At 46.8% G+C, this 19,808-nt stretch carries 19 protein-coding genes; 9 read left to right on the top strand and 10 right to left on the bottom strand.

Annotation, left to right across the window (positions count from 1 at the left end):
- Positions 1–15: 15 nt before the first annotated feature.
- Entirely contained in the window at positions 16–441 is a 426-nt protein-coding gene (locus BM299_RS11900) for a gamma-glutamylcyclotransferase family protein (RefSeq protein ID WP_092484444.1), read from the bottom strand.
- 241 nt (positions 442–682) lie between these two features.
- Here BM299_RS11900 and BM299_RS11895 point away from each other — a divergent pair, with 241 nt between their 5' ends.
- Positions 683–1,963 (top strand): [Fe-Fe] hydrogenase large subunit C-terminal domain-containing protein, encoded by a 1,281-nt coding sequence (locus BM299_RS11895; protein WP_165608292.1) that lies wholly within the window; start codon positions 683–685, stop codon positions 1,961–1,963.
- A 69-nt stretch (positions 1,964–2,032) separates the two neighbouring features.
- Here BM299_RS11895 and BM299_RS11890 read toward each other — a convergent pair whose 3' ends face one another.
- Positions 2,033–3,409, bottom strand: a complete 1,377-nt coding sequence (locus BM299_RS11890; RefSeq protein ID WP_092484442.1) for an NCS2 family permease — start codon at positions 3,407–3,409, stop codon at positions 2,033–2,035.
- A 387-nt stretch (positions 3,410–3,796) separates the two neighbouring features.
- On the opposite strand from BM299_RS11890, the gene BM299_RS11885 reads away from it, so the two are divergent.
- From BM299_RS11885 to BM299_RS19995, 4 genes are all read left to right on the top strand, one after another.
- Positions 3,797–4,981, top strand: a complete 1,185-nt coding sequence (locus BM299_RS11885; protein WP_245779754.1) for a glycosyltransferase family 4 protein — start codon at positions 3,797–3,799, stop codon at positions 4,979–4,981.
- Between the two features lie 355 nt (positions 4,982–5,336).
- Positions 5,337–5,936: an NAD(P)-binding protein gene (locus BM299_RS11880; RefSeq protein WP_092484441.1), complete on the top strand. Its 600-nt coding sequence runs from the start codon at positions 5,337–5,339 to the stop codon at positions 5,934–5,936.
- A gap of 62 nt (positions 5,937–5,998) precedes the next feature.
- Positions 5,999–6,106, top strand: coding sequence for an NAD(P)H-dependent oxidoreductase (locus BM299_RS18900; RefSeq protein WP_114340128.1), 108 nt, complete (start codon positions 5,999–6,001; stop codon positions 6,104–6,106).
- A gap of 3 nt (positions 6,107–6,109) precedes the next feature.
- Positions 6,110–6,436 (top strand): EamA family transporter, encoded by a 327-nt coding sequence (locus BM299_RS19995; RefSeq protein ID WP_092484438.1) that lies wholly within the window; start codon positions 6,110–6,112, stop codon positions 6,434–6,436.
- Between the two features lie 36 nt (positions 6,437–6,472).
- Here the strand turns inward: BM299_RS19995 and BM299_RS11870 are convergent, their stop codons facing one another.
- From BM299_RS11870 to BM299_RS11850, 5 genes are all read right to left on the bottom strand, one after another.
- A complete protein-coding gene (locus BM299_RS11870; RefSeq protein ID WP_092484435.1) occupies positions 6,473–7,519 on the bottom strand; it encodes an Ldh family oxidoreductase in 1,047 nt (348 codons plus the stop codon).
- A gap of 39 nt (positions 7,520–7,558) precedes the next feature.
- Positions 7,559–8,503, bottom strand: a complete 945-nt coding sequence (locus BM299_RS11865) for a hydroxyacid dehydrogenase (RefSeq protein ID WP_092484432.1) — start codon at positions 8,501–8,503, stop codon at positions 7,559–7,561.
- A 305-nt stretch (positions 8,504–8,808) separates the two neighbouring features.
- Positions 8,809–9,225 carry a helix-turn-helix domain-containing protein gene (locus BM299_RS19705; RefSeq protein ID WP_207545175.1) on the bottom strand — a complete coding sequence of 139 codons (417 nt, stop codon included), beginning with the start codon at positions 9,223–9,225 and terminating at the stop codon, positions 8,809–8,811.
- Between the two features lie 163 nt (positions 9,226–9,388).
- Positions 9,389–9,580, bottom strand: coding sequence for a DUF6431 domain-containing protein (locus tag BM299_RS20475; protein ID WP_220427523.1), 192 nt, complete (start codon positions 9,578–9,580; stop codon positions 9,389–9,391).
- Positions 9,581–9,922: 342 nt separating this feature from the next.
- Positions 9,923–11,812, bottom strand: coding sequence for a methyl-accepting chemotaxis protein (locus tag BM299_RS11850; protein WP_165608291.1), 1,890 nt, complete (start codon positions 11,810–11,812; stop codon positions 9,923–9,925).
- A gap of 126 nt (positions 11,813–11,938) precedes the next feature.
- Between BM299_RS11850 and BM299_RS11845 the strand changes: the two genes are divergently transcribed.
- Positions 11,939–12,247, top strand: a complete 309-nt coding sequence (locus tag BM299_RS11845) for a hypothetical protein (RefSeq protein ID WP_131820641.1) — start codon at positions 11,939–11,941, stop codon at positions 12,245–12,247.
- Positions 12,248–12,436: 189 nt separating this feature from the next.
- Here the strand turns inward: BM299_RS11845 and BM299_RS11840 are convergent, their stop codons facing one another.
- The 3 genes from BM299_RS11840 to BM299_RS11830 all read right to left on the bottom strand — a co-directional run bounded on the left by BM299_RS11840 (position 12,437) and on the right by BM299_RS11830 (position 16,649).
- Positions 12,437–14,401, bottom strand: a complete 1,965-nt coding sequence (locus BM299_RS11840) for a TRAP transporter permease (RefSeq protein WP_245779753.1) — start codon at positions 14,399–14,401, stop codon at positions 12,437–12,439.
- A gap of 97 nt (positions 14,402–14,498) precedes the next feature.
- Positions 14,499–15,515 carry a TAXI family TRAP transporter solute-binding subunit gene (locus BM299_RS11835; protein WP_092484422.1) on the bottom strand — a complete coding sequence of 339 codons (1,017 nt, stop codon included), beginning with the start codon at positions 15,513–15,515 and terminating at the stop codon, positions 14,499–14,501.
- Positions 15,516–15,911: 396 nt separating this feature from the next.
- Positions 15,912–16,649 (bottom strand): sulfite exporter TauE/SafE family protein, encoded by a 738-nt coding sequence (locus BM299_RS11830; protein ID WP_092484419.1) that lies wholly within the window; start codon positions 16,647–16,649, stop codon positions 15,912–15,914.
- A 618-nt stretch (positions 16,650–17,267) separates the two neighbouring features.
- Here BM299_RS11830 and BM299_RS11825 point away from each other — a divergent pair.
- The 3 genes from BM299_RS11825 to BM299_RS11815 all read left to right on the top strand — a co-directional run bounded on the left by BM299_RS11825 (position 17,268) and on the right by BM299_RS11815 (position 19,738).
- The gene (locus BM299_RS11825) at positions 17,268–17,552 is read left to right on the top strand and encodes a UxaA family hydrolase (RefSeq protein WP_092484415.1); all 285 of its coding nucleotides are present in this window, start codon (positions 17,268–17,270) and stop codon (positions 17,550–17,552) included.
- Between the two features lie 4 nt (positions 17,553–17,556).
- The gene (locus BM299_RS11820; protein WP_092484412.1) at positions 17,557–18,723 is read left to right on the top strand and encodes a UxaA family hydrolase; all 1,167 of its coding nucleotides are present in this window, start codon (positions 17,557–17,559) and stop codon (positions 18,721–18,723) included.
- Positions 18,724–19,012: 289 nt separating this feature from the next.
- Positions 19,013–19,738: a hypothetical protein gene (locus tag BM299_RS11815; protein ID WP_092484409.1), complete on the top strand. Its 726-nt coding sequence runs from the start codon at positions 19,013–19,015 to the stop codon at positions 19,736–19,738.
- The last annotated feature ends 70 nt before the right edge of the window (positions 19,739–19,808 follow it).

Here is a 19,808-nt window from a genome sequence, read left to right as displayed (position 1 = left end):
ATGGTTGCACAGGGGTTAATTGTTTTTATCCCGCAGAAACCTCAGCCAGTCCCCGTCGTAAATAACTTCACCGTTTTTCTCCAGCCATTCGGCTCTGGAAGGCGGCCACAAATACATGTGGGCTTTTACTGTTTCTCCGGTTTCCAGGTTTTCCACGTCCCTGATTTCCCGGATCAGGTGGCTCTGGCTTTCAATGCCGGTAAATTTTTGAATTTCATCTATTTCCGGCATGATCACCCGCAATTCATCCGCTTCAAACAATACTCCTTTGATTTCCCCGTCGCCTTCCAGCACAACGGGGTACCCGTCTTCGGGCAGGTAGTACATGATACCCCTGGCCCTGGCCTTGTGAGTTTTAGGCCGGCATTTTTTAATGAAGTGGTTGTAGTTGTCCAGTCCGGGCAGCAGCGTACCGAAGACAAAAAGCCTGTTTATATACATGACGGTCACCTCGATTTATTTACGTTAATTATTCTTTTCTTTATTGAGTATAGTTTTTCCTTTATTTAGTTTTCATAATAGTCAAGAAGTTTTGCGGCGTTTTTAATCATAAATTAGATATCAGCGGATTAGTCATGGGAATTAAAGCCTGAATTGGACTCCGGCCGGTTCCACCCACTTATAAATAATCAGGAAATGGCAAATAGTACATACAGCAAATCAAATAGCAAAGGTGGCAATTATGAGCAAGCCAGGTTATGATGAGGTTTTTAAAAAATTGGTTAAATCGGCCTACCGGGGGAACATGGATGATGAAGTTGATAAAATGCGGCGGGAAGGCGACAGGTTTACGGATGAATATATTCGCTATGCTTCCGGTGGCGGGGACCCGAACCGGGTGGTGTTCAAGATAAAGGACTGTGACGGTTCCTGCAGTTTGAAAAACGAAGATAATTGCGAAGCGTCCTGTTTGTTTAACGCCATTGTCCGGGATATGGAGGGTAATGTTGTTATCAAGCACAACAATTGCTCCGGGTGCGGAAAATGCGTGGAAGTATGCAAACACTATTCCTTGGTGGATAAAAAAGAATTCGTGCCGGTTATTGAATTATTAAAAAACCGCAAAGTGCCTGTTTTTGCCATTGTGGCTCCCGCCTTTATCGGTCAGTTTGGCTCCGGAGTAACGCCGGGGAAAATGCGGGCCGCATTTAAGAGGCTGGGTTTTTACGGCATGGTGGAGGTAGCCCTTTTTGCCGACATACTTACTTTAAAAGAGGCGTTGGAATTTGAACGGCATGTTACCCGGGAAAAAGATTTCATGCTCACCAGCATGTGTTGTCCGATATGGGTTTCCATGGTCAAGCGGGTCTACAAAGACCTGGTGCCCCATATATCACCCTCGGTGTCGCCTATGGTGGCCTGCGGCAGGGGCATCAAGCATTTGCACCCCGGGGCCAAAGTAGTTTTTGTCGGCCCGTGTATAGCCAAGAAGGCGGAGGCCAAGGAAGAGGATATCAAGGACGCGGTGGATGCGGTGCTGACTTTTGAGGAAGTGAAGCAAATTTTCGAGGCCGTAGGCATCAAGCCGGAAGAAATGGAGGAAGACCCCAGCGAACATTCCTCCACCGCCGGCAGGATTTATGCTCGGACCGGGGGAGTAAGTAAAGCGATCTCCGATACCCTGGACAGGCTGCGGCCCGACAGGGAAATCAAGATCAGGGCGGTGCAGGCCGACGGTGTCAAGGACTGCCGAAAAATACTGAATGAGGTTCTTGAAGGGAAAATGGAAGCCAATTTTCTGGAGGGCATGGGTTGCCCCGGGGGATGCGTGGGCGGTCCCAGGGTGCTGATTGACCCCGGGGAGGGGCAGAAGTTTGTTGATGAGTACGGTAAGGAGGCCCTGTCCCTGACCCCGGTGGACAACAAATATGTAATGGAACTGTTGAAGCAGCTTGGCATAGAAGATGTGCATGATTTTCTGGACAGCGAAAAAGCGGCCATGTTTATCCGGAGTTTTCAGTAGATATGAGGATAAACCCTCATTGCATATGGATATGCTTCCGGCTGAAGTGAGTACATCTTGCAGCTTAAATCAATGTTCCGCCAGAAACAGGTAGCGGGCCAGTACGATGGCCGCCAGCACCCACATTAGCCAGTGTACCTCCCGGGTCCGGCCGCCGGCCAGTTTAAGCAGGGCGTAAAAAATTATCCCCGCGGCGATGCCGTTGGCGATGCTGCCGGTGAAAGGCATGAGCACGATGGTTAAAAAGGCCGGCAGCCCCTCGGTAAAGTCTTCGAAATCTATATCCTTCACGGACTGGGCCATCAAAAGGCCCACAATGATCAGCGCCGGGGCGGTGGCGGCGCCGGGGATCAATCCGGCGATGGGGGCCAGGACCAGGGCCAGCAGGAATAAGACGCCGGTGGTCACCGCCGTTAGGCCGGTGCGGCCGCCCTCGGCAATGCCGGCGGTGCTTTCAATGTAAGCGGTTACGGTGCTGGTGCCCATCAGTGCGCCGAAAGAAACGCCGCCGGCGTCCACCAGCATGGCCCGGCCCAGCCGGGGCGACTGCCCGTTTTCATCCAGCAGTCCGGCCTTCCCGGCGGTCCCCACCAGGGTGCCGAAGGTATCGAAAAGTTCCACAAAGGTGAAGGTGAAAATAACCGTCCACAGGCCCATGTCCAGGGCTCCGGCCAGATCCAGCTTGCCTACTGCCAGCCGGGACAGGTCGGGCAGGGCCAGGGGCTGGAAGTTGGCCGGCACCCGGGTGACGCCCAGGGGGAGGCCGATCAATGTGGTGAGGATGATGCCGAACAGCAGGGCCCCCTTAACCTTATTAGCCATTAGAAGGGCGGAAACAACCAGTCCGATCAGGGCCAACAATGTTACATTATTGGCAAAGGACCCCATGAAAATATTCCATTCAAAAAAGCGCAGGGTGGCCACGCCCCCCGGCTTTTGCAGCGTTTCCATGGTGGGGGGGATCACCGGGCCGGCCTTGATCACCATAAATTCGGCCATTTTCAGGCCCAGCATGGTGATGAACAGGCCAATGCCCACGATAATGGCCCGTTTTATGGAATTGGGCACGGCTACGACCAGCAATTGGCGAATTTTAGTTACCGTGAGAATAATAAATATAATGCCGGAGATAAACACCGCCCCCAGGGCCGCCGGCCAGGGGATGCCCACGTGCTGGGCGGCCACGGTGGCGAAGTAGGCGTTCAGCCCCATTCCCGGGGCCAGGGCTATGGGGTAATTGACAATCAGCCCCATGGCGATGGTTATCACGCCCGCAGCCACGGCGGTGGCGAAAAAGACGGCGTTTTTGTCCATGCCCGTGGCGGCCAGGATGTTGGGGTTCAGGAACAGGATGTAAGCCATGGTCATAAAGGTGGTCAGGCCGGCGATAATCTCCGTACGGGCGTCGGTATTGTACCGGCGTAGTTTGAACAGGTTTTCGAGCATGCTTTGCCCCTCCGCAGTTAAATTTAAGTTTATTATTCTTAATTTTTCTGGAATAATTCAGGAAGGCAGGGGTATTGTCTTCCAAAATACACCATATAAAGTAACCTGTCCCCTTTATCCAAATAAAGGCGGGTCTACAAAAACATACATGCGTCCCGGCGTAGGAAGGATGTAATTCTTTATAACCGCAAACCCGTATGGTTACTGGGTTCTTATATTTAAAGCCGGCGATATGTGCCTATTTGCTGTAGAACGCGGGATAAGACGTCCTGTTAGGTTGCATACTAAGTAGGAAGATTTGCATATTTTCAGTCTATGTGGGCCGGTTGGGTTTTTATGGCTTAGGCGGGGTAGTATTGCGCTAACAATATAGAGAGGTTATAGCGAATGGGTTTGAGAATAGCCATATTTACTGACAGTTATTTGCCGTATAATAGTGGTGTTGTGCATTCCATAGAGGTTTTACATAGAGAAGTTTCCTTGATGGGCCACCAAGTCTTTATTTTTGCTCCGAGATACCCGAATTACATTGATAATGAAGAAAATGTATTTCGATTTATCTCTGTTCCTCCGCCCACAAACCCGGATTATTATTTAGCCATCCCCTTTTCCCGGCATCTGAAGGCCACTCTCAAGGAGATACAACCTGATGTGATTCACGTTCATCATCCCTTCGGTCTGGGATGGCTGGGCTTATCTGCAGCCCGGCAATTGGGCATACCACTTGTTTACACGTTTCATACCCTTTATGAATATTACAGTCATTATCTTCCCATCCCCCGAAGGATGGCCAGGTTATTAATACGAAAAATATGCGCAAACTTCAGCAACCGGTGTAATGTTATTATAGCCCCGACAACTGCCACTGCAGAGTACATGAGGCAACTGGGAGTTACCAAGCCTCTTCAGGTAATTCCCACCGGGATTAAAACAGAGGAATTTATGACCGGGGAAACGGGTTGGCTGCGCAGGCGTTATGATATAAAACCAAGGGAAAAAATACTGCTGTGTGTTGGTAGGTTGGGCCCGGAGAAAAACATAGCATTTCTTTTGGAATGTTTTGCCGAAATTGTTAATGATTTTCCGGAAACCCGCCTGGTGCTGGTAGGTAAAGGACCACAAGAAAAGGAGTTAAAAAGGCTGGCGCAACAATTGACGGTGCAGGACAAAGTTACATTTACCGGGTTATTAACCCGGGCAGAGGTTTATAAATGCTATCTGGATGCCGATATATTTGTATTTGCATCCATCTCTGAAACCCAGGGTCTGGTTATACCGGAAGCCAAATTTGCAGGCCTGCCGGTAGTGGCGGTAAGGGCAAACGGGGTTTCAGAAATGGTGCAGGATGGGGTTGATGGATTTTTAACCGACCTGTCCAAGGAGATTTTTAGTGAAAAAATTAAATTACTTTTACAAAATGAAAAACTCAGGGAAGAAATGGGCAGAAATGCCCTGCAAAATGCCAACAAATTTTCTGCCCGAAATTATGCTTTAAATATTCTTAAAGTATACTCTCTTTTTTATACAATTTTCTTGTATTGTTGCTTTAATAACTTGTTATTGCATACATAGTTTTTGCATGGAATTACTATTTCGGAAATTAAATTTTCCACACCGTGATTAAACATTTCCATTTCCATGGAACATGCGGTTTTGGACATGGCAAGAGCGCTAAAACATCTGACACTGTTTTTGTTTGCGCAGGTTTCGCAAGGAGTTTTAACGATCTTGGTTTGCATGGTATCACCTCTTGACTTGATCTGAGGTAATAGTAGCACAAAGGACTTTGCAATACAAGTATTATGTATACAATATGCACAAAGTTTGTATTTTCAAAATCTAATATAGAATTTGATAACAAAAAGCTCCGTTTATTTTATCAGAACGGGGTTAGTTTGTGTAGCCGTGCCGTTAGCTGAAAACGGCCATGTTCACCTGCTCGGATGCCACGCAGCAGGAGATGATCGAGGATATCCGGGAGCAAAACCTGGACGGCCTGGTGGTGGCCTCCTGTTCGCCCAAACTGCACTTGTTTACTTTTCGGGAAGTGGCCAAACGGGCGGGATTGAACCCTTACCGGTACAACCAGGTCAATGTGCGGGAACAGTGCTCATGGACCCATACCGATGACCGGGCCGGGGCGACGGAAAAGGCCGTGCGTTTGGTCAGGGCCGGCGTGGCCCGCACCGCCCTGACCGAACCGCTGGAACCGATCGTAATTGATACCGTGCCCAAAGTATTGGTGGTGGGCGCGGGTATTGCGGGCCTGCGGGCTGCCATCGGCCTGGCGGACCTGGGCATATCCGTGCTGCTGGCCGAAAAATCCGCTGCTCCCGGCGGTTGGGTGGCGGGATTCAACAAAATGTACCCCCACGACAAAACCGGCCGGCTTTTAATCAAACAACTGGTTGACGAAGTTAAGCGCCGGGAAAACATCACCCTGTTCACCGACGCCGAACTGGTGGCCAAATCCGGCAGCGTTGGCAATTTCCAGGTAAATAAAAATATCAGACAAATATCAAACTAAAATGTACTTGGGCAACCTGTTATGTTATTATTAAGTAAAAAATGGAAGTGGAGGTTATTTATATGAAAGCATTAGTAATCTACTGCCACCCCAACCCCAAAAGTTTTAATGCGGCCATACTCGGCACGGTTAAAGAAGAATTGGAAAAAAAGGCGCTGAAGTCAAGGTAAAAGATCTCTACGCCAGCTAACCAATTACATCACTGCCCTACAATACCCGCCGGTACTTATCGGCCTTTTATACCTGGGTCTGCTGTCCTCAATGGTTGTTTTTTTCCCCTGAATTACGCCCTGTCCCACCTACCCGCTTCCCAGGCAGCGGTATTTATGAATCTAACACTGGTGGTTTCAGTGCTAGCCGGCGTAATATTCTTTGACGAGTATCTGGGTAACTGGCAGTTTTTAGGCGGTGCGTTTATTTTGCTGGGTGTATGGGGAACAAGTTACTTGGCTGAAAAACGCGGCAAAATACGAAACCCGGCGCAAAACCGGGCCATTTGAAACCATCAAACCATGTGGCACATAATTGGTGACTAATTAAGGATTAATTTTTTCCACACCAAGGGAGGTGGCAATATTATTAAGTTCATTTAGCAACCTGGCATTTACGGGGATGCCTTCCCGTAACCGCTGGATCGCTTTCATTTGTTTTCGTTCCCCGGGCAGCAGTATGTGGTCGCATCCTTGTGCTTTCGGGACCGCTTTTATTTCCGAAACCATCTGCTCCATACGGACCATGTATTCATGCATGGGCATAAGAGGCTCAATGTTCATGGCTATGAAAAAATGACCGATATTGACCGGCTCCAGACTGTCATCATAGATCCAGCCTACATGTGATCCGTAGGCGGCGCCGCTGACCACACCGGATAATATTTCCACAGCCAGGGCCAGGGCGTAACCTTTGGGGCCACCTATCGGCAATACCGCCCCTTTCAATGCTTCTTGGGCATCAGTGGTGGGGCGACCATCAGCGTCAATAGCCCATCCCTCGGGTATGGGGCGGTCTTCTTTAGCAGCCAGGATGATGTTGCCCCTGGCCACGGTGCTGGAGGACATGTCCACTACCACCGGGTCACCCTTTTTAGGAAAACCAAAAGAAATTGGGTTGGTGCCGAAGTAAGGTTTTTTACCGCCCCACGGGGGGATGCCCGGTGGGGAATTAGTAAAAGCCATACCAATCATGCCGGCATCCGCAGCCATCTTACAGTAGTAAGTGGCCGCGCCAAAATGATTGCTATGCCGGGCGGACACTACGCCTACACCCGTTTCCCGGGCTGTTTCAATGGCTTTTTCCATGGCTCGCACTGAAACCAGCTGGCCAAGGCCGTTATCGCCGTCCAATACAACTACGGACGGGGCTGTGCGTGTTGGTTTAATATTTGGCCGGGCGTTAATACGCCCGTTTTGTAAACGGGTCAAGTAAACGGGCAGGCGGCTGATGCTATGGGTATCGATGCCGTCCAAACTGGTATCCACCAGCACGGTGGCTACGATTTCAGCATCTTCCCGAGGCACTCCGGTACCTTCCAGCAGATGCGCACAAAACTTTTGTACGTATTCGGCGGGTATTTTGTGTTGCATAAGTTGTAACATCTCCTTTTAAACTTGTTATCGCCGGTTCTATAATATAACGACACAACTCGACTGTTGTCCTTGGAAAACTTTTATCACTTCCCGGGCTACTAGCACCGAAGTTTTAACCTGGGCCTCTTCTGTGAGCCCGGCAATGTGAGGCGTCAGGATAACGTTATCCAATTTAAGCAACGGTGAGTTTGTCGGTGGTTCCTGCTCCAGTACATCCAAAGCCGCACCGGCTATTTTTTTGTTGGACAGCGCTTCATATAGGGCTTGCTCGTCAATTACACCGCCCCTGGCAGAATTAATAATGTAGGCCGTTGATTTGACCAGCTCTAATGTTTGCTTATTTATAAGATGCCGGGTAGCTTTATTTAAAGGAACGTGGAGGCTGATAAAATCAGCGCGGCGAATTACTCCTTCCAAATTGGCCTGCTCCACCCCGAAATCGGCAATGGCAATTTCATAAGGGGGCAGGAAAGGATCATACCCGAGCAGATGCATACCAAATGCTTTGGCCCGGGCGGCCAGCCTGGTCCCAATTTCACCTATACCGATGAGACCAAGTGTTTTGCCGTATAGTTCACTGCCGGTAAACAGTTTACGGTTCCAATTTCCCCGCTTGACATCGGTGGTGGCTTCTACAGGATGCCTGGCAAAGGTTAGCATAACCGCAAAAACGTATTCCACCACCGAAATAGCGTTGGCATTTCTGGCGTATACCACGGAAATGCCTTTATCTTTTGTGGCTTGTAAATCGATATTATCCAATCCGACACCTAACCGCCCAATTACTCTTAACTTCGGTGCGGAATCCAGTAAAGTGCGGGAAACCTTGGTTTGGTTGCGCACAATTAGGGCTTCCGCATCATGAATTATGTCCGGTAACTCTTTTTTTCTCCACAGTTCCGGGTCATATATCACTTCGCCCATTTCCGATAATATTTCATTACCTTGTTTCCAATTTAACTCTGTGATTACTGTTTTCATTGTCCACCTCGGATATTCATTAATAATTAATGAGATTGTTTATTGAAATATTTCTAGATAAATCCCGGAGGTATGTTATCATATGTATGAAATCATAAGTATGTGGTATTACCTTTTATTATACTACAAATTATAGTTTTACTACAAAATAGTAATTTTAAATTTGTAATAATGTGATAAGATAGCTTGTGTGTCGGCAGGAGTTTGATAATGTAGCGAGAACTTGTTGCACAGGAAATATGGAAGGGAAGTGTTTTCAGGTGTTACAGGCGGCGGGCTGACCCCCTAAAATTGGACACATAGTCTTAATTGCTGATTATTTCATAGAATTTCACATAATACTCAAAGTAAAGCTGTATTAGCGCAAAGGTGGTAGCCTTGACATCCACCCCGCGTGTGGTTCGGCAAGACCACCGACGGGGCGGCTCCGGGAACATGCTACCATTTAGGACCCCGCCGGTTTTATTATTGTACCACACGCGGGGGCCCCGGCTGTCAAGGCTACCCTTCGGCGCCGCCTGAGAAAGAAGCCTCAAGGGTTCTCCTAAGAACATGTTTATTTGCTCCACGCTTCTCTCCGGCCTCTGGCGCCTGAGTTCGATGGCTTTTTGTAGCACCGCGGCGGGAATCTTGAAGTTTCCCTTGCTTTTGCGGGGCTGGGGCTTTAACGCATCCCACCCGCCTTTGCGGTACAGGGATAAATACCGTTCCAATGTCCGCACGCTAACCGTACTTCTATGACTGCCGGGTATCTCGTAGGCCTTACACATTTCAGGCTTTTTTCCAGCGCCACATGGTTTTGGCCGAATACGGCCCGGCGGGCGGGTTTATTTCCCCGGCGATTTGCTCCAATGGCATGCCTGCTTCGTTTTTCCGGATGACTTCTTATTGGACGTCCCAGATAACTGTTTTATGCGGCCCGATAAAGGAGGGCAAAACACTTTGGGTATGTCTACAGGTGGGGCAAAGGAACCGGTGGATTACTATTCTCCATTGCTGGATACAGTTATGGACATCCCGCTCATAGTAATCGTGATGATGAAAGAATTTTTCTTCCTGACAATGCTCACAAAACAACGGGCGCAGTTCTTCGGGATATTAATCTTTAGTTACAACTTTTATATATGTCTGGACATCGGTTTGCCAACCCATTATGATTATATTGACGAAAGTTATAAGGAAGAGGGAAACTGGCTGTGGGGGCCTATGGGTTTCCCTCTTCCGCTTTTTTCGCCATACCTTTCTGTATATTTTATTGTCGCTGCAAATTCTACCGATTTCTGACAATCATTATGCAGTATGGATGCCATTTTAGGCAAGAAAAAACCACTCTCCTTCCGCCATTGAGGGTGAGTGGCTACAGGTTATGTCGATTGCAGGAATGCTGTTTATAAACTCACTATCAACATTCTTCATTAGTTATGCATTTTGATCGTTTTCAGAACTATTAACTTTAAATCTTTCAGTTCTGTTGCGTAATTCAAATGCGATATTGGCTAGTTCCTGGGCGGCGCCGGATACTTGCTGGATGGTAGAGGTTATTTGCTCATTGGCGGCGGTAAGTTGCTGGGTGCCTTCGTTAATCTGCTTGGCACCATCGGCGACATCTTTAATTACCGCTATATTTTTTTCGATGGCTTTAATAATCTGCTCTAGGGACGCGCCCGCGTTATTGGCAATTTGTGCACCTTCACTTACCTCTTCGTTCCCATATCTCATTGCTCTTATAGCTTCTTCTACACCAAATTGTATTTCTTTAATTAAGTCTGTAATTTCATTGGCGGCGGTTGCGGATTGTTCCGCCAGATTACGTACCTCCTCCGCTACCACAGAAAATCCGCGGCCATGCTCCCCTGCCCGTGCAGCTTCTATGGCTGCGTTCAACGCTAAAAGGTTGGTCTGGTCAGCTATATTGGTGATTGTGTTGATAATCTCTCCAATTTTATTGGATTGCTTGCTAAGTTTTTCAATAGCGCTAGATACATTCTCAGAAGCGGAAGAAATGGAGCCCATCTTTTCTATTGTTTGCCGCACGGCCTGGTTACCTTCCACGGCCACTTGAAGAACCTGCTCGGATTCCCTAGCTGATTCTTCGGCATTTTCCGCTCCTTGCGTTGAGATGGCTGCCACTTCGTTGGCAGTTCCGGCCACTTCTTCAATGGTAGCGCTTACTTCTTCGCTGCTGGAGGCTAATTCCTGGCTGTGTGAAGATAGTTGGTTCGAACTGGCTTTAATTCCTACAATAAGCTCACGCAATTGGACAACGGTTTTGTTAAAGGTATGGGCCAATTCCCCGATTTCATCCCTTGATTTAACCTGCACGTTTTGGGTTAGATCACCTTCCGCCAGGGATAACAATTCCTTTTTTAAAGCATTCAGTGGTCTAATAGTCATTGTGCTAAATAAAACACCCACCAAAACCGCCGCCAGCGCGCCCAGAGCCAAAACCAACAGGGTGTTTTGCGCCAAGATATTTGCCTCCGCCGTTGCTTCCGCTGTTGTTTGTTGGGTTACCACAACCCATTTCAGAAACGGCGTCACACAATAATATGACTGCCAGCTTGTACCATCAATAAGATATTCCAAACTACCTTTGTTTTGCCCTTTAATCGCTGTTTCTACAGGGGCCAGAGCGGAAAAATCCGTCCGCTTAGCGGCTATCTGGTGATCGGGGTGCGCTACTACTTTTCCCTTGCTATCTGTGATAAATGAATAGTCGGTTTGGCCTGTTTTTGACGCTGCCAGAATATTATCTAGGCCGGCCAGGATCAAGGATATCTGGAATACTCCCTCGATCCCGCCATTCTTTTTAATTGGAGTGCCGATAACTACGATGGGTTTACCGTTAGAACGGGAAATTACAACATCGCTGACGGAGTATTCTTTACCCGCCATTACCTCAGTAAAATATGAACGATCATGCAAGTCCAAAAGTTTATTGTCGTCGGAGCGAACTATCTGCCTGCCGGACTTATCTATTATCCCTATTACATCAATATCTGGGTAATAATCCTTGATTGGGGTAATCAAAGATTTAAGTTCCTCGGGGTCCATCTTGCTAACATTTGTCGTTTTAGCCAAGGAAGCGGCAAGATCGATCCTGTTTTTAATTAATTGGTCAACCTGATTAGCTATTTGATCTGTAATTAGCATATTGCTGTGATGCGTATTTTTTATCAGTTCGCTTTTGACATTTATTATAGACCAAATGCCGCCAGCCAGCAGTGGTAATACTGCAACTAAAACGAAAAAAGTTATGAGTTTAAACCTTAAACTTAAACCTTTTTTAAAGTTTGCTTCATCGGACATCTTAATTCCTCCTACCTTAATATTTTGCATTAAAGGTCGCCCTCGCTAAGTCCACCCCGTATGCTATCATAATATTGCTGGAAAAAGGTTACTCTGACCGTGATATGGATGAAGCCGCTCAATTAGATGACCGGGACAGACTTTCATGCCGCTATCGTGCACCATCAGAGGATGAAAAGCGGTATGGAGGGCCGGCGGCTCCCCGCAAGTGACATCCTGGAGCGCCGGCAACAGCACCCGGCGCAGCGAGGCTGCGAAACCGGACGAGCGGCTACCCGTTCCGGGCACAAGCAGGATGATTGCGAGAGGCTGAAACTGAGCCATGGACGGCGAATTGAAGCCGGTCCGGTTTCGCCCGAAGAAAGCCGCTGGTGCTGTCGGCGCGGAAGTTCGGAACGCAGCGGGGAGCCGCCGGCCCTAAACGGAAGATACTAGTTTCAGGGTAGTTTCAGGGTAGACCCTTGAACACCGCTTGTTAACCCTTACAAGCGGAGCCACGCGGCTGTCGGGGGCGTAGCCTTGACAGCCGCCTGGTGAGCTGGGTAATTTAATCGTCGGTGTTCAGGCGATAATGCTAACTAAAGAATTTTACACGGCTTAAATGCTAAAATTTAATGGCTGCTTTTATGCAGTAGTACCCAGTGTTTTGCCTACTTTTTTGTTTCTGGTCAGCAGCTGGAATACAAACATTGCCGCTGCAATGATAAATCCAATGTAATCCGTGGTGGAACCAGCCAATAAAAGGAATATTGCTCCTACGGCTACAATCAACCGTTCAAACAGCATCAGTTTGCGTAACATCCAGTTTTGGAAGAAGCATGCCGCGAAAATCATGCCCAGGGTCACTGAGAAAATGGTACGGTAGATGTCCGCCGGGTCACCAACCAGGAGTATGGCCGGCGCATAAGCGAACACGAAGGGCATGATATACAGCGGTTGCGCGAAAATCATGGCCGTTATACCGGTTTTCATCGGTTCGGCTTTGGCTATGGCCGCCGCGGCAAATGCCGCCAGGCATACCGGCGGGTTAACGTTGGCGATCTGGGTGGCCCAGAAGATGATCAGATGAGCAGGTAGCAGGGCGACGCCCAGTTCCTGCAGCGCCGGTGACGCCAGCACGCCGAGAATGATATAGGAAGTAGTAGCCGTAACGCCCATGCCGAGAGCATAGGAAGCAATGGCAACAAAAACGATGGCCAGGGGCAAAAATCCTCCGGAAAGGGATAACAAAATATCCGAAAATTTAAGTCCCAAACCGGTCAGATAAACAACGCCAATGATAATGCCGATAGCGCCCACGGTGGCGCCTACCGTCAAAGACGCTATAGCCGACTTAACCAGGGCGTTGTAAATATCCTTGGGGTACATGCGCGTTTCTTTGTTGAACCAGCTGCAGATGATGGTTAATACTACGCCGATTACTGCTGCCATGGGTGGGGAATATCCGGCAACAAGCATATAAACGATGACGACAACCGGAATGATAAAGTACCAGCCGGATTTTAAAACTTCCATTGGGTTGGGCAATTCGCTTTTGGGAAGACCCTTCAGACCCAGGTTAAGGGCTTGGAATTCAACCATCAAGTACAGATACATGTAATAAAGGATGGCCGGAATAATGGACACTTTGACGATATCCCAGTAAGCGATTCCGGTGAATTCCGACATAATGAAAGCGCCTGCGCCCATAATCGGAGGCATCAGCATTCCACCTGTGGATGCTACGGTTTCGATGGCACCAGCCATGTGGGGTTTATAACCGATGCGTTTCATCAAGGGGATGGTGAAAGTGCCTGTAGTAACCACGTTGGCGGTGGCGCTGCCGTTAATACTACCCATGAAACCGCTGGCCAGAACAGCCACCTTGGCCGGGCCGCCGCGGGTTCTTCCGAGCACAGAATATGGAAAGTCGATGAAAAATCTTCCCGCCCCGGAAGCCTCCAGAAAAGTTCCAAAAGTAATGAACAGGAAAACAAATGAGGCAAAAATCGAAGCCACTGCGCCATAAATGCCGTAAAGGGATGCGTACATGAAGCTGGCTATCCTGGTAATACTAAATCCTTTGTGGGACAGCATACCGGGGAATAAATTACCGAAGTAACCGTACAATAAGAATCCAAGGGCGATAAAGAATAACACATTGCCTGTTACACGCCTGACGGTTTCAAGCGCCAGTAGTACCGCTATGATGGCCATGATCAAATCCGTTGTGGTCACAAACCCAATGCGATATGCCATCTGGGGATACATAAAGATGAAATAACCTGTGGTGATCAGGGTTAGAAAGCCCAGGAAAGCATCAAATATGGTAATTCTGTCACTGGGTGATTTTTTAGATGCAGGATAAATAAGTAAACACAAAAAAATGGTTATACCGACGTATATGCCCCTGTTGGCTTCGGGGGATATGACACCGAATGCGGCCTGGTACAAGAAAAACAGCGTGAACAGGGCGGCGACAAAAGCAATAAATTTACCAAGTGGGCCGGCAAAGGTCCTTTTGGCAGAGGCACCTTCATATTGTTCGATCATTTTTTCCATTTCCTGCTCTGTTTGCGGTCCTTGCCTTTCTAGATGATCTTTGTCCAAGAAATACACCTCCTAATTTGCAAAGAATATACTGACATAACTGGCACCTTTAAGGTGCCAGTTATGAGTTTTATATGTTGGTTATGTTAAAATTTACTTAATCTTTAACCAGTTCTTCAGGAATTTCCAGGCCTTTTTCTTTAAAGAACTTAACCGCTCCGGGGTGCAGGGGCACACCCATCTCGGTCATGCCTTGCAAAGCATTTTCCAACGTCATGTCTTCTGCGGCCTTGTTAGTTTGCAGCAGGCGTTCTTGTCCTTTTTCGGAATAAACGGCCGTTAAAATGTCATACACGACTTGTTCGGGAATGTTTTTATGCGCGACCATGTAGACGGGGTTGCCGTACATTTTCACATCTTGATCCTGACCGGTATAAGATCCCTTAGGAACGACTGTTTGGCTGTAAAAGGGGTATTTTTCAGAGAAGTTTACTTTAGCTCCTTCAATGGTGGGGTCTAGTAGTTTAATATCAGTTACCGCTGCGATATCCATCAGGGCCGCCATGGGCACCCTTGAGAAGTAACCAAACGCTTCTATTTTATTATCTTTGAAGGATGTTGCCTGGTCGTCGGGAGGTAGGAACATGGGTTGAACCTTGTCCCACATACCGATAGCCCTGAGGTAAGTTTCACCAAATACGGCGGCTCCGGAACCCTGGGGACCAATGCCGACTTTTTTACCTTCCAGGCCTGCAAAACTGTTGATGTTGCTTCCTTTATGAACAGCCCAGTGATAGATGGCATTCCAGGCAAAGGTTACAACTCTGAAATCCTTTAATTCCTGTCCTTTAAAAAATTCTTCACCATTCCAGGCCCAGTATATTTCAGAAGCGTTGGCCCAGGCAAAATCGGTTTCACCAGCTTGAATAAGCCGCAGGTTCTCGGCGGAACCGCCGCTGGTCTCCACTGCTACTTCATAATCTGTGGCATCCTGGACGACGCTGGAAACGCCGCCTCCCATGGGGTAGTAAGTGCCCCCGGTTCCCGCGGTGGCAAAGCTGAACTTGGTTTTGTCTGCCATGTTTTGTTCTCCGCCTTCGCCGCAACCGGCTGCAAGAAGGCTGAGTACAAGTAGGGAAACAATAAGCATAAAACCCTTGGCCTTAACTTTCATTTTACTCCTCCTTTTAAGTAATGTCTTAAATTGTTAAAAGAAATAAACTTTTGAAATTCACCTCCTAAATTTTAGATTATTTGAGAATCGATACCCATAAGAAATTCAGCCAGCTTCTGAAATTTATAATGCTTCAATACCTGGGAAACGTTGGTTTAAAAAGCAATTTGGCTTATTTACTCTCACCTATTTTAATTAAATTTCTAATTTATTAAATAATTAGCGAATTATCTTATTTCGCAATTTTAAAAATATTGGTCATACCTCCAACCTCAGACAACAGCTTAGTAGAATTATATCAGTTTGTCGTTATAAAGACAATTACCTGGTTGAAAATTTTTCAAAGTTTTCGAATAGTGAGATTAATTCTTATATATTAAAAAATAATGTTGGGGTTTAATAGTAGTTTTTGATAATTAAGAAAAGTCCGCTCAGGAAAATAAAAACGTTCACAATTAAAATAAACTGTTTATCGGTAAGTTTGTTAATTAACTTACTTCCCAACCAGCTGCCTAAAAACAAAGCCGGGGTTAATATTATGCCGGCAATAAGGATTTCGGAATTTAGGACGCCAAATTTCGTGAAAAGCACCATCTTTAAAATATCACCGACAAACAAGAACAAGATCAGGGTGGCAACAAAGGCATGTTTGGCCATACCCAGGGTGATCAGGTAAATGGATATGACTATACCGCCGGAGTGAGCGACTGCTGAAAAAGCACCTGCAAAAACGCTGATCAACGCGCCGTGCACAGGTTTCATATTTAGGTTGGTAAAATACTCGGATTTTTGTTGACGCACGATTTGTAAAGCTGAGAAAGCCATGGCCACTATACCGATGGTTACCTGGGTTATGCTCGGTGAAGCCCAGGCCAGGTAATAGCTCCCGATAAGCACTCCGATTACCCCTCCGGGAATGAGCACCTTAACATGACTGGCGTCCCATTTTTTCCAGTGCAGCCCGATGGTGGACAGGTCCGAAAACAACATCATGGGCGCCATCAACGCGACGGCAGTTTTAGGGTCCATGTTTATGGACAGAAGAGGCGTTAGAAACACCCCGGCGCCAACGCCAAAAGTTGTTTTTATTAATCCGGCTAAAAATGCGGCTGCGGCAGAAAAAAAATCTATCATAATTGTCTCCTAAATTAAGTAATAAGTAAGATTATAATACCCTCATATTCATACCACTGACATCATACCAATTTAGTGCTAATATAGCATCTTTTCACCAATAGCGCAACAGCTGTTGGGGCGCAGGCCAGGAGATCGTCAAAGTCGCGCTTTTGTGTAATATATTGTAGATATAGTCCCTCATTGCACCATATATTGTGTTGAAAATCTACTTTGACGGAGCCCTGGGGCGCAGGCGCTGAATATAGCTTAGCGCAGGATTGCTTCTTGGCCGGTCTTGCTTGGTAAAATGTAAGTTCAAATATTCATTGACAATAAAAAAAAGTAAGAGTAGAATGATTGGTAGAACCACAGACCTCTGATAACATACCTATTTTGAAATGTTATTGAGTTTTTTGGTTAACTCACTTATTACATAAGGATTTGGTTACGTCATAGTTGTATTCGGACTTTTGAGTTGACCAAATAATACTTATGCAACACAAATGATGTTCACTGTTTATTGAAACTTTCCTGGGTTAAAACCAACTACGGAGGTGATCAATGTCATTTTTTCTCAATTGATTAATTTGCTACCTAATTTTGAAACAAAGTTTTGAAGGGAGGATAACCAGTATAATGAATCAACCTTATTTTATTATTCATGACGAAAATGATACAGTGGGCGTAGCTGTAAAAGAAATCAAGGCCGGGGAAACCGTGGAAGGCTGGGTAATGTCCAACGACGCCACAGTTACAGTAACAGCTAAGAACGATATTAAAATCGGTCATAAAATCGCAATGGTAGATATTGAAGTAGGATCATCGGTTATCAAGTACAACAGGCCCATTGGCAAAGTTGTCGCGCCGATTAAAAAGGGTGAACATGTCCATACCCATAACTTAAAGACTGCGAGGTGGTAATTTTATGTCAGAATACAAGTTTCCAACATTCATGGGCTATCGCCGTGAAAACGGTAGAGTAGGTATTCGCAATTACGTTGCTATTTTGCCTTTGGACGACCTTTCCAATGCAGCATGTGAAGCTGTCGCCCACAACGTCAAGGGCACAATAGCCCTGCCGCACGCATACGGCCGTCTGCAGTTCGGTGAAGACCTGGAATTGACCTTCCGGACTTTGATCGGAATCGGCAGCAACCCCAACGTTGCAGCAGTTGTCGTAATTGGAATTGAACCAGAATGGACCAATGTTGTTGTGGAAGGTATTGCCAAAACCGGTAAGCCCGTATGTGGTTTCGCCATTGAGCGCAACGGCCAGCATAAAACGATCGAGCGGGCTTCCTGGAAAGCTCAGGAATACGCCCAGTGGGCATCGGAAATTCAAAAAGTGGAATGCTCTGTTGACGAACTGTACGTTTCGGTAAAATGCGGTGAATCTGACACCACATCCGGTCTGGCTTCTTGCCCCACGGTCGGCAGGGCTTTGGAAAAGCTCGTGGCTGCCGGCGCCACCTGCAGTTTCGGTGAAACTTCCGAAATTACAGGTGCCGAAGATATTTGTAAAGAACATGCCGCTACCCCCGAAGTGGGTGAAGCTTACTACCAAATTTGGAAAGAATACAACGATTTCATTTTAAGCCAAGGCGTTGATCTTTCCGGCTCCCAGCCCACCAAGGGCAATATCGCTGGTGGTTTAACCACTATTGAAGAGAAGGCTTTGGGCAACCTCCAAAAGATCGGTAACTTAAAGTTTGTTGGCGTATTAAAGCCTGCTGAAGCGCCGACTTCCAAAGGTCTGTGGTACATGGACACTTCATCCGCCGCTGCCGAGGCCGTAACTTTGTGGGCGGCTTCCGGTGCTGTGGTGCACTTCTTCCCCACGGGCCAGGGCAATATTATCGGTAACCCAATTGAGCCGGTCATCAAGCTTTCCGCCAACCCCCTCACCGTGGTGGACATGAAAGAACATATAGACGTTGACGTAAGCGGTATTTTGCGTCGGGAAATGAACCTGGATCAGGCCGCGGATGCTCTGTTGGACATGATGATCCGTGTTTGCAATGGCCGCCTGACCTGCGCCGAAACGCTTGGCCATCGGGAATTTGTCTTTACTAAGCTTTATCGTAGCGCATAAGCATAAATAATTAACTATATTAAAACAAGTACAGGAGGTTTTTTGCCGTCCTCCTTATCCTCCTCTTTCTGTATTTGATAAATATGCTATGTATTAATAAGGCCTTTTACCAGTCAGATAATCCTGGCTGGTAAAGGGTCTTTGTCGATTAATGTCAAAAAATAAAAATTATAGTTATAATTATAGCAGAGATCCCTTGAGGTTTTTCTCGGCGCGGATTTAAACCCAGGTATTAGGTTAATGCACTATCATTTTCCCGTTGCCATATTGACAAAGCAGGAGGTTCTCCTTGGCCATAGCTGAATTTCAATCATTATTTGGTAGAAAAGTTCGCCAGTTAAAAAAACCTATATTATTATCGATGACCTTGGGCAGTGTCATTGTTGTGTTTTACCCTCATCCGTTGCTTGAATTGCTGGTTAGTTATATTGTTATTTTCGCCATTCTTTATAGTATACCCTTTGCGGACCGCGGTACAAGAATAGTATGTTTGGGGCTTTTGGGTGTCGGCGCTTATTTAATGTACCATTCCGGCGCCAGTTTGGAATACTGGTTTAAAGCCATTGGCAAAAATGTAAGCCTTCTGGTGCTGTTGGTAACAGTTCCTTTGCTGGGGATGCCTTTAAAAACCGGAGGTTATACTAAGGTACTTGATGGTTTGACAGCCCGGTATATGAAAAAAAGATGGCAGATTTACTGGGTTCCAGCTATTTTCAGCCACGTGCTCGGTGTTTTCATGAATATCGGCGCAGCCCCTTTGACGTATGAAATTACCGCCAGGGACTCAGTTCTCAACTACCCCGGCATTCTCACCAAAAGCATATCAAGAGGGGTGGGGACCATATTCTTCTGGTCACCCAATACCGTAGCCGTTGCACTGGTGCTGGGTTATTTAAACGTTTCCTGGCCCCATTTTTTTCACTTTGGGATATCGTTTGCAGTTATCGCTTTAATACTGGGTTACTTATCTGATTTAATAATTAATAAAAATCCTGAATCCGTGAAAATATCATAATTAGCAATAATAGCAGCAAAATAATGGAATTAACTGCCATAACATATCAATAAATATTTGCTGTATGTCA

It is taken from the genome of Desulfoscipio geothermicus DSM 3669 (assembly GCF_900115975.1).
Classification (GTDB): domain Bacteria; phylum Bacillota; class Desulfotomaculia; order Desulfotomaculales; family Desulfallaceae; genus Desulfoscipio; species Desulfoscipio geothermicus.
Note: the sequence above shows the minus strand (reverse complement) of the source record. Positions and strands in the feature narration are given on the sequence as shown.

What these genes read in the sequence shown, in the direction of transcription:
- BM299_RS11900 (WP_092484444.1), bottom strand. Translation starts at nt 441, where the DNA reads ATGTATATAAACAGGCTTTTTGTCTTCGGTACGCTGCTGCCCGGACTG.
- BM299_RS11895 (WP_165608292.1), top strand. Translation starts at nt 683, where the DNA reads ATGAGCAAGCCAGGTTATGATGAGGTTTTTAAAAAATTGGTTAAATCG.
- BM299_RS11890 (WP_092484442.1), bottom strand. Translation starts at nt 3,409, where the DNA reads ATGCTCGAAAACCTGTTCAAACTACGCCGGTACAATACCGACGCCCGT.
- BM299_RS11885 (WP_245779754.1), top strand. Translation starts at nt 3,797, where the DNA reads ATGGGTTTGAGAATAGCCATATTTACTGACAGTTATTTGCCGTATAAT.
- BM299_RS11880 (WP_092484441.1), top strand. Translation starts at nt 5,337, where the DNA reads ATGTTCACCTGCTCGGATGCCACGCAGCAGGAGATGATCGAGGATATC.
- BM299_RS18900 (WP_114340128.1), top strand. Translation starts at nt 5,999, where the DNA reads ATGAAAGCATTAGTAATCTACTGCCACCCCAACCCCAAAAGTTTTAAT.
- BM299_RS11870 (WP_092484435.1), bottom strand. Translation starts at nt 7,519, where the DNA reads ATGCAACACAAAATACCCGCCGAATACGTACAAAAGTTTTGTGCGCAT.
- BM299_RS11865 (WP_092484432.1), bottom strand. Translation starts at nt 8,503, where the DNA reads ATGAAAACAGTAATCACAGAGTTAAATTGGAAACAAGGTAATGAAATA.
- BM299_RS11850 (WP_165608291.1), bottom strand. Translation starts at nt 11,812, where the DNA reads ATGTCCGATGAAGCAAACTTTAAAAAAGGTTTAAGTTTAAGGTTTAAA.
- BM299_RS11845 (WP_131820641.1), top strand. Translation starts at nt 11,939, where the DNA reads ATGACCGGGACAGACTTTCATGCCGCTATCGTGCACCATCAGAGGATG.
- BM299_RS11835 (WP_092484422.1), bottom strand. Translation starts at nt 15,515, where the DNA reads ATGAAAGTTAAGGCCAAGGGTTTTATGCTTATTGTTTCCCTACTTGTA.
- BM299_RS11830 (WP_092484419.1), bottom strand. Translation starts at nt 16,649, where the DNA reads ATGATAGATTTTTTTTCTGCCGCAGCCGCATTTTTAGCCGGATTAATA.
- BM299_RS11825 (WP_092484415.1), top strand. Translation starts at nt 17,268, where the DNA reads ATGAATCAACCTTATTTTATTATTCATGACGAAAATGATACAGTGGGC.
- BM299_RS11820 (WP_092484412.1), top strand. Translation starts at nt 17,557, where the DNA reads ATGTCAGAATACAAGTTTCCAACATTCATGGGCTATCGCCGTGAAAAC.